The organism is Cytophaga sp. FL35, from assembly GCF_014349235.1.
Classification (GTDB): Bacteria; Bacteroidota; Bacteroidia; order Flavobacteriales; family Flavobacteriaceae; genus Euzebyella.
The window spans coordinates 48,386-62,318 of record NZ_JACSOH010000006.1 but is presented as its reverse complement, the minus strand read 5'-3'; the positions used below and the strand labels follow the sequence as shown (position 1 = coordinate 62,318).

Annotated in this window: 13 protein-coding genes; 8 read left to right on the top strand and 5 right to left on the bottom strand. The window is 38.2% G+C overall.

Annotation, left to right across the window (positions count from 1 at the left end):
* Positions 1-7: 7 nt before the first annotated feature.
* Both BIZ36_RS06455 and BIZ36_RS06450 read left to right on the top strand, forming a co-directional pair.
* Positions 8-199 carry a hypothetical protein gene (locus BIZ36_RS06455; RefSeq protein WP_121849922.1) on the top strand — a complete coding sequence of 64 codons (192 nt, stop codon included), beginning with the start codon at positions 8-10 and terminating at the stop codon, positions 197-199.
* Between the two features lie 83 nt (positions 200-282).
* The gene (locus BIZ36_RS06450) at positions 283-603 is read left to right on the top strand and encodes a hypothetical protein (protein WP_187457065.1); all 321 of its coding nucleotides are present in this window, start codon (positions 283-285) and stop codon (positions 601-603) included.
* Between the two features lie 78 nt (positions 604-681).
* Here the strand turns inward: BIZ36_RS06450 and BIZ36_RS06445 are convergent, their stop codons facing one another.
* A complete protein-coding gene (locus BIZ36_RS06445; RefSeq protein ID WP_187457064.1) occupies positions 682-921 on the bottom strand; it encodes a DUF7218 family protein in 240 nt (79 codons plus the stop codon).
* 251 nt (positions 922-1,172) lie between these two features.
* Here BIZ36_RS06445 and BIZ36_RS06440 point away from each other — a divergent pair, with 251 nt between their 5' ends.
* The 4 genes from BIZ36_RS06440 to BIZ36_RS06425 all read left to right on the top strand — a co-directional run bounded on the left by BIZ36_RS06440 (position 1,173) and on the right by BIZ36_RS06425 (position 6,206).
* Entirely contained in the window at positions 1,173-1,724 is a 552-nt protein-coding gene (locus BIZ36_RS06440) for a helix-turn-helix domain-containing protein (protein WP_187457063.1), read from the top strand.
* 15 nt (positions 1,725-1,739) lie between these two features.
* The gene (locus BIZ36_RS06435) at positions 1,740-2,186 is read left to right on the top strand and encodes a response regulator (RefSeq protein WP_187457062.1); all 447 of its coding nucleotides are present in this window, start codon (positions 1,740-1,742) and stop codon (positions 2,184-2,186) included.
* 9 nt (positions 2,187-2,195) lie between these two features.
* Complete coding sequence (locus BIZ36_RS06430; protein ID WP_187457061.1) at positions 2,196-4,805, top strand: ATP-binding protein; 2,610 nt, start codon at positions 2,196-2,198, stop codon at positions 4,803-4,805.
* A 369-nt stretch (positions 4,806-5,174) separates the two neighbouring features.
* Positions 5,175-6,206, top strand: coding sequence for a helix-turn-helix domain-containing protein (locus BIZ36_RS06425; protein ID WP_187457060.1), 1,032 nt, complete (start codon positions 5,175-5,177; stop codon positions 6,204-6,206).
* A gap of 51 nt (positions 6,207-6,257) precedes the next feature.
* Here BIZ36_RS06425 and BIZ36_RS06420 read toward each other — a convergent pair whose 3' ends face one another.
* Positions 6,258-7,832 carry a hypothetical protein gene (locus tag BIZ36_RS06420; protein WP_187457059.1) on the bottom strand — a complete coding sequence of 525 codons (1,575 nt, stop codon included), beginning with the start codon at positions 7,830-7,832 and terminating at the stop codon, positions 6,258-6,260.
* Positions 7,833-8,038: 206 nt separating this feature from the next.
* Here BIZ36_RS06420 and BIZ36_RS06415 point away from each other — a divergent pair, with 206 nt between their 5' ends.
* Together BIZ36_RS06415 and BIZ36_RS06410 are read left to right on the top strand one after the other, a co-directional pair.
* Positions 8,039-8,617, top strand: a complete 579-nt coding sequence (locus BIZ36_RS06415) for a hypothetical protein (RefSeq protein ID WP_187457058.1) — start codon at positions 8,039-8,041, stop codon at positions 8,615-8,617.
* A 279-nt stretch (positions 8,618-8,896) separates the two neighbouring features.
* Complete coding sequence (locus tag BIZ36_RS06410; protein WP_187457057.1) at positions 8,897-9,169, top strand: hypothetical protein; 273 nt, start codon at positions 8,897-8,899, stop codon at positions 9,167-9,169.
* Positions 9,170-9,179: 10 nt separating this feature from the next.
* Here the strand turns inward: BIZ36_RS06410 and BIZ36_RS06405 are convergent, their stop codons facing one another.
* The 3 genes from BIZ36_RS06405 to BIZ36_RS06395 all read right to left on the bottom strand — a co-directional run bounded on the left by BIZ36_RS06405 (position 9,180) and on the right by BIZ36_RS06395 (position 13,923).
* Positions 9,180-10,703, bottom strand: a complete 1,524-nt coding sequence (locus BIZ36_RS06405) for a GH3 family acyl-acid amido synthetase (protein ID WP_187457056.1) — start codon at positions 10,701-10,703, stop codon at positions 9,180-9,182.
* Between the two features lie 76 nt (positions 10,704-10,779).
* Positions 10,780-12,345, bottom strand: coding sequence for a sulfatase (locus BIZ36_RS06400; RefSeq protein ID WP_187457055.1), 1,566 nt, complete (start codon positions 12,343-12,345; stop codon positions 10,780-10,782).
* A 3-nt stretch (positions 12,346-12,348) separates the two neighbouring features.
* On the bottom strand, positions 12,349-13,923 hold the full coding sequence (locus BIZ36_RS06395; protein WP_187457054.1) for a sulfatase family protein: 1,575 nt from the start codon (positions 13,921-13,923) through the stop codon (positions 12,349-12,351).
* Between the last annotated feature and the right edge of the window lie 10 nt (positions 13,924-13,933).

The window sequence follows — 13,933 nt, the reverse complement described above, 5'->3', positions numbered from 1 at the left end:
TCAGAAAATGAGAAAATCAGTATACTATTTTATGACCCTTTGCGCATTAGTCTTTTCTTTAAGCGCCTTCAATAGTTGTAGAGAAGAAAAATCCACCGGTGAAAAGATTGAAGACACTATGGATGAAGTTGGAGATGATATTGAAGAAGGAGCAGAAGATGTTCAAGATGAAGTAGAAGACGCCGTAGACGACAATTAAAAAACTCTTTTTGAAGAGAACATATATGAACGGGTCTTCTCAGATGGGAAGGCCCGTTTTGCATAAAAACTAAAAACAAGATTATGGAAGAGTACGCAAAACATGAGCAAGACCTCATAAGGAAATATGAAGCTAAAGGCTATTCAAAAAACTTTAGATATGCTAAAGGAAAATTGATTGAGACGGAGAGTAAGAAAGAGTTCGGTCCAAAGCAAATCACGGTAATTGAAGAACACAGATACGAAGGTATGAGCAATCCTTCTGATATGTCCATTCTATATGTTATTGAGACATCGGACAATGATAAAGGAATCTTCCTAATGGCCTATGGTCCCAATGCGGATACGGAAACTGCGGAATTTTTTAAAGAGATACCACAGGAGAATTTCGTAGAAAATGAATAATTTCAGCACCCTACCCTAACTAAAAAATGCGACCGTTTTCACGGTCGCATTTTTTTAATTCCATTCTTCTGCTAGAGTTTAATTATTTCTAAGCGCCTTTTTCAATTCAGATTTGTCCATTTTTGACCTGCCTTCTATGTCTACTTTTTTAGCTTGCTCGTACAGTTCTTGTTTGGTGCGTTCATCATAGGGTTTAGCCTTCCCTCCCTTTTTTCCAGAGTCATCTGTATTTGCAATACGTGCGGCCTTTTCTTGACTATAGCCTTTGTCCCTCAGAGCTTCGTATTGTTCTTCGTTCTTTATGCTGGGTCTGTCCATTTTTTCAATTAAAATTAAATGGAAATACCTCCCACCTAGCATCTTATTACAAATAAAATTGTCTTTAAAACGATTAATGCATTGGATATCAATATAGCTTATCAAGGTATTTAAATTTTATTTCCTTTTCCATGACAAATTTGACTAGAATCCCTATTGAAAGAGGGTAAACAATTGACCAAAAACGTTAAATTTAACACTGGTATTATAACTATCTTTGACCCCTTGGGTCATTGACCGAAGCTTGAACAATGAAATTTAGATTGAATTACAACCCAAAGGAGTTGAGCCAAAAAGTTATGTCTAAAGAGCTTAACAAATTAGGGATATCCCATTCTTTTACAGAAAATGGATTACTTGTCCTTACAGACAATATTTCTAAAAAATTAAAAGAAGATGTGGACGATGTAATTGCAAACTATGGAATACAACTTACGGAAGCAGGAAAAAATAATATTGTGGGGGATATAAAAAAAGCGATAGATGAGCTTATTTATTCCCAGAATATGCGAAAGAAAACGGTATCTGCTTACTTGACAGAACGCTTGGGATACACTTATTCTTATCTCTCTAACCTGTTTTCTGAAGAAACGTATACCTCAATCGAGAATTTCATTATATTGCGCAAAATAGAGTACGCCAAAAAGCTTATTTTACAAGGCGATATGAGCTTGACAGAGATTGCCCATCAATTAGATTATAGTAGTGTGGCCCATTTATCAGGGCAGTTTAAAAAAGTAACAGGTTTAACGCCAACAACTTTTTTACGCATACTTGAAAGAAGAAAAACCGAGAACACTTAATTAAAGATTACCCAAATGAGTACTAAACCCATGAAGGTTGTGCTTGTAGACGACGATGAAGACGACAGAATGTTTTTCGCCGATGCGTTACAGGAAATTGAATTGAAAACTGATTTGCAAGAATTCCATAACGGACAGGAATTATTGGATTTTTTGACCGGGGACTGTGAAGAATTTCCCCAGTTGATTTTTCTAGATTTGAACATGCCCGTGATGGACGGTTTTGAATGTCTAAAAAAAATAAGGAGCAATCCGGAACTGGAAGATTTGGTAGTTGCCATATATTCCACTTCATCATCGGAAAGGGATATTGAGGAGACCTTTGTGAACGGGGCCAATATCTATATCAACAAACCCAACAAGTTTGAAGAGCTAAAAAAGACCATTGCACAAGTGGTTAAAAGAAATTGGCAATACGAGGAAAACGAATTGGACAAGGGTAATTTCCTCTTTAGAATATAACGTTGAACAATGGCGGATTTAGGCAACGTTGGTAAATCCAAAACGGGCATTATGCCTTACTTACTTCTGTTGCTTTTAGCCGTCATTGTCATTTTTTACATCTCCTACACTTCATTTCAACAAAATACCGCTCTACGCAAGTCTACGGAGCTTGTTTCCCATACCCAGAATACCATTAATGAAATTAACATGTTGTTTGCCAACTATTCCAGTTCGCAAGCAGATGGGGTGCAATTTCTAATAACCAATGACAGTACCCTACTACCCTCAATTAAAGAATATGATGGATTGGCGGACACCGGTCTTAAAAAACTTAGGCTTTTATTAAGCGACAATAAAGACCAGGTCAGGAGACTTCAAAAAGTCCCCACCTTTAGCGAAAAACTTTTCAAAGAACTTGGTACCTTAAATACGGAGAACGCTCGGCTTATCTTACAATCCAGAGCACTACGTAACAAGGTACTCCTTATAGAAAATCAATTGGATAGCCTTACTGCCATTCAAGAAGCTATGATCGATGAGGAAAGAAGGTTACTAAAAGAGCGTAGAAAAGAGTATGAGTCCAATGTAACTTTGACGCCTACCCACATTTTATACTCTGCCTTATTTGCCTTAGGAATTCTCATGTTCTCCTTCACCAAAATAAACATGGACCGTAAGCAGATGGACACCACTGGTGCCTTTTTGCGCAACATTTTGGACAATACCGATAATATTGTAAACTTCTTTCAACCTATTAGGGATAGCTCCAATAATATAGTAGACTTTACCATAGGATATTCCAATGCCCAAGGAAGAAAAGATATAGAGTTTATACCCGATGATGCCATAGGCAGAAAACTTTCTGAAGTTTTCCCCTTTTTAGAACAACACGAGCATGTCTCCTTTTTGGCTGAAGCCATTAAACAAAATAAAGCACTTGAAAAGGAGGCAGAGTATACTATAAATGGCAAAAAAGTATGGTTTCACACCATTGCTTCCCCTTTGGAAAATGGTGTAAGCACTACCGTAAGGAACACCACGCTTGAAAGGGAGGCCGAGAATAAACTTTTGGCATTGAACGAACAGCTGGAAGAACGTAACCGTGCACTTATGCAGACTTCGGGCTTTTTACAAAATCTTCTTTCATCCTTCCAATATATTGTTAGTTATTTTAAGGCCATTAGAAATGAGGCCGGTGAAATTGTAGACTTTAAGATTCTCTATACCAACGAAAAGATTATCGACCTCATGGGAAGGCCTTCCGTTGAAATTGAAGGCAAGCTCATATCTGAGGAATATCCTTTTCTATTTAAGAATGGGGATTTCGAGCTCTATAAAAAAGTAATTGAAACCGGAGAACCGGAAGAGGTGGAGAGAGAATACAAACTGCCCAAGGGAGAATTTCTTTTCTGTAATGAAATAGCGGTCCTTGATGATGGTGTCACCATTCTTTCACAAGATATCACCCAAAGAAAAGTAGCTGAGGAAGAGCTTAAGCGTTCAAAGGATGCATTAGAGGTACAGAACACCATTTTAAATGATGCCGAAAGAATAGCGGGAATAGGTAGCTACAATCTCAATTTAGATAATGGCACCATGGAGTATTCCGATAATGCATTTCGATTGTTTGGCTTTAAACCAGGGGAATTTGAACCTTCTTTTGAACGCTTTTTGTCATTTTTAAGCCCAAAGGAGGCCAAACGACTAAAGGCTAAAAACATCAAGGCATTAAAAGAAAAGTCAAGAACGCGAAGCAAATACAAAATAAAGACCCAAGACGGCAAAACCAAGTACATGTCTTCTATGGCCCATTTTATTGAAAAAGATGGGCAATCTTTCATGGTAGGCGTTATTAGTGATATAACCGCTAAAACTGAAAGTGAACAAAACCTTAAACTAAAGAACAGAGCGCTAAAAAGAACCAATGCAGAGTTGGAATCCTTTAACCGTGTTGCCAGCCATGACCTTCAGGAACCTTTAAGAAAAATCCAAATGTTCATTAGTAGGTTATCGGATTTTGACCGCGAGAACCTTTCAGAGCGAGGACAACGTTATCTAGATAAAATTGAGGATTCTGCCAACCGTATGCAATTACTCATTAGAAACTTATTGTCCTACTCTAGGATAACAGACACTGAAGTTAGCACACCTATTAAAGTAAATCTAAACGGTGTTTTTGAAAAGGTCTTGGATGATTTTTCTGAACGGATCAAGGAAACGGAAGCAACTATAAATGTTCCGGATTTACCCTTGGTCAACGGTACCGGATTTCAATTAGAACAGCTTTTCAGTAATTTAATTAGCAATGCCTTAAAATATAAAAAACACGACCAGGCACCAGTTATAGAAATTACTCATGAACTAATAGAGGCCAAAAAAATAGATTCCGACACGAACTTACCTAAAGGAAAATATCTTCTAATATCCATAAAAGATAATGGCATTGGTTTTGAACAAGAGCTTAGCAAGAAGATATTTGAACTTTTTGAAAGACTCCATGAAAAGCATGCTTTTTCCGGTACGGGTCTTGGATTGGCCATTTGCAAGAAAATTGTAGAGAACCATCGTGGTCATATCCAAGCTAAAAGCCAACCCGGAAAAGGTACCACGTTTGAAGTTTTCCTACCCTTTGACTAGATGCTAACGACACCGTCACCCTCTTTAAAAAAAAGTATCACCCTTCTACTTCACTTTATTGGCCTACCGTAATCTTATCCCTACAAATTGACGGTTTGTCGGAGATTTTACAAAATTATATAACAGTATCCCAAAATTCTGTAAGACACTAAATATTTGATTGGCTCATATTTGTATCAAATCATCAGGGGCATGTCTTTACTAAGGTTTTTCGGTTTAGTACCGAAGCAAAATAACGGAGAGCTATACACTCAAAACGAAATCGTTATCGACAACTTTATCCTGGGCTCCACAGGTAATCAACCCACCTGTGAGCAATACCCAACAAGAGACTAATTTCCTATTAACATTAAAAATAACAACGCAGCCATGAGAACATTATCACTACACACATTATCATTAGAAAAAACGTTAAACGCTATTAATTTAGCTTTGGGAGGTTCCGTTACCGAATCCGGTAGCGAAAGAATTCTCGAATTTGATAACGAATACGGCACTGGTACCATCAAAGGAATTACCCTAGAAGGTGGATTATCATATTTACAATATGACGTTTGCTTCACAGACGATTTTAAGATAAGCAATGACCCTACCCCTTCAATGCCCTTGTACTTTATGTACTGTCTTAAAGGTCATTTATACCAAAGATTTCAAGATTTTAGGGATAAATTATTGTTAGATGAGTTCCAAACAGCCATTATGGGTGGGACCAATCATGTAAATGAACTTATTTTTCCCAGCAACCAAAGGGTAAAGTTGTGTATTATTAGAGCGGTAGATACTAGCACAGATTTGGATAGCAATCTACCTTCTAGCCTCAAAAAGACCATGATGGAACTTTTCTCGCATGGTAAGGAACAAGACACTCCCGTAAGATACTTTGGAACATACAACTTAAGAATTGGTGAGCAGTTGGCTCAATTGGAAAAAATTAAGCAAGAAGGTCTGGTAAAAAAATTACTTATTGAAGGAATTTTGAACCTTACCTTGGCTATGGAAATACAACATTTACGGTCCGATTTGGAAAATGAGCAGAATCCTACCGGTTCCTTAACCCAGTACGAACTTAAATGTATTAAGGAAGTTTCTAGAAAAATAGAGGAACACCCAGAAATTCAGTATTCCATTAAGTCCCTGTGTTTGGATTGTGGTCTTTCTGCAAGTAAGCTTCAAGAAGGTTTCAAATTGTTACACGGTAAAACCGTTTCGGATTTCATTAGAAATGAAAGGTTGAATACGGCAGAACGACTTATTTCCACTACGGATATGAATATTAGCGAAATAGTTTATACTGTTGGTCTTTCCAGCAGAAGCTATTTCTCCAAAATTTTTAAAAGAAGGTACAACTGTAGTCCAAAAATGTACCAAGACAATAAAAAATCCTTGGCTGCTACAGCATAAGGAGTCTCACTGCTATGAGAAAGAAAAGAGCTCCGTTACACGGAGCTTTTTTTATTCAGCATCTTCCTTTTTACCCCTTCCCAGCATAGTATTGACCATACCATCCTGTACATTTATCCAGAGATAATTGAAAAAGGATTTGGTAGGATCACGTTGGACCTCAATAGACCCATACCTAAATCCTTGTGCGTCACTCTTGGAACCGTCATTGACAAAAAGATTACCCAGAAAGGTCAGAAACTTATTCACGCCCAATCTGTCCTTTTTGAGAACCGCAAATTCAAAATCATCATATTTCATTTTAATATCACCCGTGGAAGAATGACCATCTGCGCTAATGGTGAAATATAGCCTGTCTATAGTTCCTTGGGCTTTGGCCCTCAAACTACTTTCCAAAAAGCTGTTCAGGGTATTGGATTTAAAATCTTTTACAATTCCCGAGGCCAAAAAAGCATCATTTTTATTAGTAACATCAAATTGCCAATTAAGCTCTATAGGTGCATGCCCCATTAACAAGGCCTTTGCATTAATATCAGTTACACCATCATACTTTACTTTATTGTTTACTTGGGCAATGGTAGCATTCAAATCATGAAAACTCACCATACCAGGTGGGACACCTTCCTTAATTTTCTCTGAATAAGTGAGATTTCCCTGTTCAATTTCCACCTTTGGCACATGTAGATAAAGAGGTAATTCCCTAAGCATTTGACTATATAGTTTCTTTTGGCTTACATCATCCTTTACCAACTTATCCCTATATATTTCGGCAATAGGATTTATAATTTTTCCATTACCTGTAGTGACGGATAACGAGTCTCCTATAAAAGAGACTTCAATAGAATCTAATTGGATTTCTGGAATCTTTAGATTTACATAATCCCTTTCTACAGGAATAAACTCAGATAATTTTTGCCTATCATATTTTGAAGCCAATGTTAAATCCTCTACCCTTACATTTCCATCGTGAAACTTTAATTCCTTGACCGTTAATTTTTCATATGCACCTAAATCCACAAAGACTTCCCTTATATCCAAATCGTAGGAGCCATAAGTTACCGGTATCCTTTTCTTAATTTGTTCCGGGCTAGTTTGAATATGGTTGGCCTCAAAGTTAATGCTGGCAGCCTTCAATGTTGTACTATCGTTTTTATGAACTGTAAGAACACCTTCTACCACTTTCAATTTTTCAACTTCAATAGTTTTCAGAAGACTTACCACCCCTTGTCGTTCCTTCTTTTTTTGAGGATAATCTTTTGAAATATAATAGTTGACCTCAGGTTTATCTACATCTAGTTGTGAAACCACAATGTTGTCCTTTAAAAAGAATGGGCCGTACTCTAAATCAATAAGGGATATGGAATTCAATTGAATTGTGGTGTGTAGTTTTAAGGAGTCTCGATCCTTAATAGCCATTTCAACATTAGTTATAGTAATACTTCCGTTTAGAATATTGGTTTGTATATGATCATATTCTAAGTTGATATGGGTAGGTATTTTACGTTGAAGAAAGTCAGCTACCCAATCCTCTGCTCTTACATGAACATAACCTAAAGCCAAAAGAGTTAAAGAAACCAATCCGGCAAGCACGTATAACGCTATTTTCTTAGTTAGAGAGCTAGGCATATTATTATTTGAACGGAATATATTTTCCAATTATCAATTACTTCCTTTAAAACCGGAATTCAGTACTTTTTCCATTATTTAATTGACCTTAAAACAGAAACACTCTATAAGTCATCAAGATTTTTCTATATTGAGATTATTCAAAAATCACTAATTATTATCACTTGTAAGCTCAACTTATGCGCTTCATAAGCTTTTTTATATATATGACCCTGATTTCACTTAATGCCCAACATAAAGCTCCTGAGTCTATTAAAGAAGAAGCAATAACAGCGTTATCGCACTATCCAGAACTAACGGAAACTCCAGTCACTTTTAAATTCAAAAAGAACATTAAAAAATCGACTATGAGAGCACAGCCCGTTTTTTGGAGTCTGTTCAAAGGTAGGAGAAAGAGAAAATATGTAGTATTGATTAGTGAACGGGTCAAAATTTCGGATAGTGTTTACCTCACCAAAGACATACCTAAAAATATCATGGTTGGCTGGTTAGGGCATGAGCTTGGCCACATTATGGATTATAAGAATAGAAGCAGTTTAAATCTCATATGGTTTGGAATCAAGTACACCCTTTCAGGAGCATACCTGAAAGAAGCGGAAAGGGCTGCGGATACGTATGCTGTTAGCCATGGCATGGCAGAATATATCCTAGAAACCAAAAGTTTTATATTGGATAATGCCGAAATTGAAGAAAAATATAAAAACCGTATAAAAAAATACTATCTGTCCCCTAAAGAAATTATGATGTTGGTGGAGGAAAAAGAAGAAGTCGAGAGTGATAATTAAAATTCCAGTTTAAAATTCTTCTCTTCCCTTTAATACTATCCTACTTTTTAACCTTTTTTATTGAATAAACTCTAAGGAAAATATCAAAATTCAACAACAATATATTTTTTAACGAAAACGTTATAGTAAAAATCTATATCAGATGGAAAAAAGTTCACTTCATTTCAAATAATGACGTATTTTCTTACGTTTACTAAAGAAAAATAAATATATTTGATTCCCCCCCAGTAGTAAAATATATAGACATATTAACCCCATTTCTAAATGATGTCTAGTTTTATGAGATTAAAAGACCAAATCTTGGCCAAATTAAAAGAGTGCCAAAAAGACTATTACAGTAGAAAAAATGCTGTTGAAGCCTATCAGATTTTAACCAATAACGTTCCGGATATTGATTTTAATTCTGAAAAGACCCTACAGACATTTGAGAGAAACCTAGAAGAATTGAAACACGCTATGACCTTGGTGGACAAAGACCTGTTTGCCAAGACCTTTGCCAGTGCCTGCCTTAATATTTCTTTAGCCATAAGGTTATCCAGTACCAAATATTAGTTGTAGAACTTTACACCTGTTGTTGAATAAACTCTTCCCATTCCGCAAACTTGTCCTCGCCCATCACACGTTCCATTTTCACTTGCCCGCCTTTCTTCTTATTCCTTCCGTTCCAGTCGTAAAACAAATCAGGGTCAACAGTGGTGACTTTAACTCCTTTCAAAGCTTTGGAACGAGCAACTTTGTAATTTTTATTGGCACTTTTCAAGTAGTTGTCCAAGGAGGTCGCTAGTTTTTCATTATCCACATGGTCCTCAGTTCCCAAATACCAGCAATGATAAAAGTCGTCCTCTATTCTATTGGCACAAAGCGTGTATTCGGGAATTTTCATTGAAAATTCATCTTCCAAAAATTGAACGGCATCATCCAATTTATTTACCGATAATTGGGAACCTACCGTATTGAGGAAGAATTTAGTGCGACCGGTAATCTTTATTTCGGCCCGTTCTACATCCGTAAATTCTATGGTATCTCCAATGATATATCTCCATGCACCGGAAACCGTTGAAATAATCAGTACATAATCCGTCCCTTTCTCTACTTTGTCCAGTGTAATACTCGGAGCGTCCTTCACCAGAGACCCATCTTGGTTGATGTATTCTGGTTGAAACGGTACAAATTCGAAATAAATACCTCCATCCGTAACCAATTGCATGGCATCTGTTTCCGGCCTTGCCTGAAAAGCTACAAAACCCTCGGAAGCCAAATACGTATCAATAACTGTAATTGACTTCCCCAACAACGCATTAAAACTCTTTTTATAGGGTCCAAAAGCCACTCCTCCAGAGGTGTAAACCTGTAAATTGGGCCATATTTCATGAATGTTATTTAGTCCATGATAATCAATCACCTTTTGTAACATGAGCTCCATCCAAGAAGGAATGCCACTTAGGGCACCAATATCCCAATCTGCCGCTTGTTCTGCAATCTTTTGAACTCTTTGGTCCCAATCATCAATTTCTGCAATTTCTTCGCCCGGCTTGTAGTACCCTCTGAACCAACTAGGAATATTACTGGCACTAATACCACTTATTTCTCCTTCTTTATGACCATCAACTTGTTGCAAATCTGTGGAGCTACCCAACATGAGAATTCCTTTTTCAAAAAAATCTGCTGGTAAGTCAAAATTGCTTAAAGCATATACTTGCTGAATTCCTGCCTCTCTAATGGCAGCGATCATTTCATCCGTTACGGGAATACGTTTGCTAGTCTTACCTGTTGTTCCTGAACTAAGAGCAAAATAATCTGGCTCTCCAGGCCAAGTGACATCCTTTCTACCTTCGTGTAAAAGATGCCACCACTCATCGTTCATTTTATTATAGTCATGGAAAGGCACCGTTTGGGAAAATCCCACCTCTGGCTGTTGGGCCTTGAGTATATCCTCAAAGCGATAATTTTTACCAAAGGCCGTATCCTTTGCCGTTGTAAGAAGTTTTTTCAGTACCTCTTTTTGTTCTTCTACCGGAATCTTCTCGCCAGATAACTTATCGCGAACGTCTATAAATCCTTTAATGATATTTCCTATGATGGGCATGGCTGTTTTTTGCTAAAATTAAAACAGAAGCTGTTGCCTTAGGTGCTTCAAAAAAAAGGAGTTTAGCTCATTATAATTATTCTGTGCTTTCTGGCTGCACTTCTGTGAACAGTTCTGCTGGATAGGGAACTTGATTGCCGCTTATCTTGTAGGTGGGCAACTGCGCGTAAACATCCTTAAGGTGTTTCGTAAGATTCTTGGCCAATTCTGCCGCCTTATCCTCCTCTTTTTCAATAAGATTATTAGTTTCACCAATGTCTTCCTTAAGATTAAAAAGCTCCATCTTTTGGTTTAAATGATAGTAAATTAGCTTCCAATCTCCTTTTCTTATAGTACTAGCCGCTCCAATTCCGGGTCCTGATGGCCCCCATTCATTGGGGTAATGCCAATACAGAGACCTTACCCCATCATATTCCTTTTCGCCCTTCAGAACTGGCACAAAACTTTGTCCGTCTACCTTTTGTATGGTATTTAAACTATCAACTCCTGCCATTTCCAGTATGGAGGGATAAAAATCCTCAATAATTACCTGATAACCGGATTGCGTTCCCGGTTCAATTTTACCTGGCCACTTGGCCAACATGGGTTCTCTAATTCCTCCTTCCCTCATAGATCCTTTTCCACTTGAAAGCGGCAAGTTATGGGTATGTGGTTCTCCTCCACCTCGGGCATGGGCACTGAGCCCTCCATTGTCAGACATAAATAGAATCACCGTATTATCGGCTACTTTCTTGTCTTCTAAATATTGCATGATATCACCGAGGCTTTTGTCCATACCCTCCACCAAAGAAGCATATTTGGCTTCCGTAGAATCCAACCCCTTTTCCAGATATTTTTGGAAAAAACGCTTATCGGCCATAATGGGCGTATGAACCGCATAGTGGGACATGTACAGAAAAAAGGGTTGTTGGGAAGTTACGGCGGTATCCAAAGCACTAAGCGCTTCTTGAGTTAGGGCCTCGGTTAAAAAAATATCCTTGCCATGATATTTTTCCAATCCCGGTACGGCCCACACTTCCTTGCCCTCCTTTCCATTTCCAAAATTCTCTTCCCCTAAATAGCTTTCCGGCGCCCCAGCTGCATGCCCTGCTATATTTACTTGAAAACCCAAGTTAATGGGATTTTCCCCAGGAGTTCCTATAGCGCCCAAATGGGCCTTTCCTGCATGTACCGTATAATACCCTATATCACTAAGTGCTTGTGCCAAGGGCATGGCATGAACACTTTTTGGGTCTCCGTCAACTGGACTTAGGCCATTAACGTTCCAATCAGGAAATTGTAGGGAATCGTGGTCTTTCTCCATTGGTTGTAGCGAATCTTTCAGCAGTGTCCAATTCGTAACTCTATGGCGAGCAGCATTCATTCCCGTCATTAAACTCACCCTACTTGGGGAGCAGACCGGGGTGGCATAGGCTTGGGTAAACTTCATTCCCTGAGCAGCCAATTTCTCCATGTATGGGGTATGGAATTTTTTATTTTGGGCAGTCAGCTCCGTATGAAAAGGAACGGAGGTATCCTGCCAACCCATATCATCCACCAAAAAAACAACAATGTTTGGAGGTAGTTCTTCTACCTCATCGGATTCACAACCAAGAAAGAAAAAACAACTTACCAAACAAAAAATATAAATGCTTCTTTTCATTTTCTATTTATTGAGAACAGTTTCTAACTGATGCCATTGTTTGCCCGCTAAATTAAGTGGACTATTTTTTTGTTTAGGCCCCGGAGTGCTCCTTCCATTATTAATGTAACTCAACAGCAAACCTTTAAGTTCATTGACTTTCTGGGGATGTTCTTCAAATATGTTATGTTTTTCAGAAGGGTCTTTGGATAAATCGTATAATTGATTTTTGGGCATTCCCTCAATTTCTTTTGAGCCGGGCCTTGGACTGCTCCATCCACCTGAACCTGGGCATAGGATTAGCTTATAGTTCCCTTTCCTTATAGCGAAACTCCCATTTATAGAATGATGAATAGTAGCCTCACGAGCAAACTCTTTGTTTCCGATGAAAATGGGTAGCATGGAAAAACTGTCTTCCGCTTCGTTCGCATATAAATCCAACCCTGCAATATCGGCACAGGTGGCCATAAAATCCGTAGTACAAATAATTTCATCAGATATACTTCCCGGTTTTATCATAGCCGGCCATTGAACAACAAATGGAACGCGGTGACCTCCCTCATAAATATCAGCTTTGTGTCCCCGGTACGGTCCACTAGGATGATGCCCTTTTTCTGCAAGCAACTCAAAATTTGCTTGCGGAGAACATCCATTATCACTGGTAAAAACAATCATGGTATTATCGGTCAATCCCTCCTTCTTCAGAACCTCCAATAATTGTCCCATGTAATCATCTACCTGCATTACAAAATCTGCATACGGATTCAAATCGCTTTTGCCCAACCATTCTTCTGTAGGTAGAATTGGAGTATGTGGTGAAGGCAATGCCAAGTAAAGAAAGAAAGGTTTATTTTCCTTGCCCCTTTCTGTTACGTACTCCATTGATTTTCTAAAAAAATGTGGGGTTACATCTTCATGAACAAAATCTGCCGCCGTGGGGCCCTCGCGCCACCAGGTATATTTTCCCTTATCAACGGTAACTGTATCCACTTTGGCAGTGGCCATCCCATTTTCAACGTAGACATAAGGTGCCATATCCAGGGAGCCTGAATGGCCGTAGGAGTAGTCAAAACCCAACTCTTTTGGTCCATTGTTTATCGGTTTTGTAAAATCCAAGTTCTCAAAATCCGTGGCATTCCAACCCTCTCCGGTAGCATCCATAGCGGTCTTTTGGGCCCAATCCCAACCTAAATGCCATTTGCCAATAAAAGCCGTATGGTAATCTGCCTTTTTAAGCAAAGAGGCCACTGTACTTCTATCATTGGGTATCAACGCTTTGGATTTTCCAGTTAGAACCCCACTTTTTAAAGGACTTCGCCAATTGTATCTACCCGTTAAGATTCCATATCTTGTTGGGGTGCATACGGCAGAAGAAGTATGTGCATCCGTAAATTTTATTCCAGATACAGCCATTTTATCAATGTTAGGGGTGGCAATTTTACCTTCTGGATTAAATGTTTTAATATCACCATACCCTAAATCATCTGCCAACACATATATAATGTTGGGCAACGGTTTTTTCTTTGGGATGGGTGTCTTTTCTTCCTTACAATTGAATAACAAAAAGGAAAGAACGAGTAAAACAGGTAGTTTGGTCATGTTCTTTTGG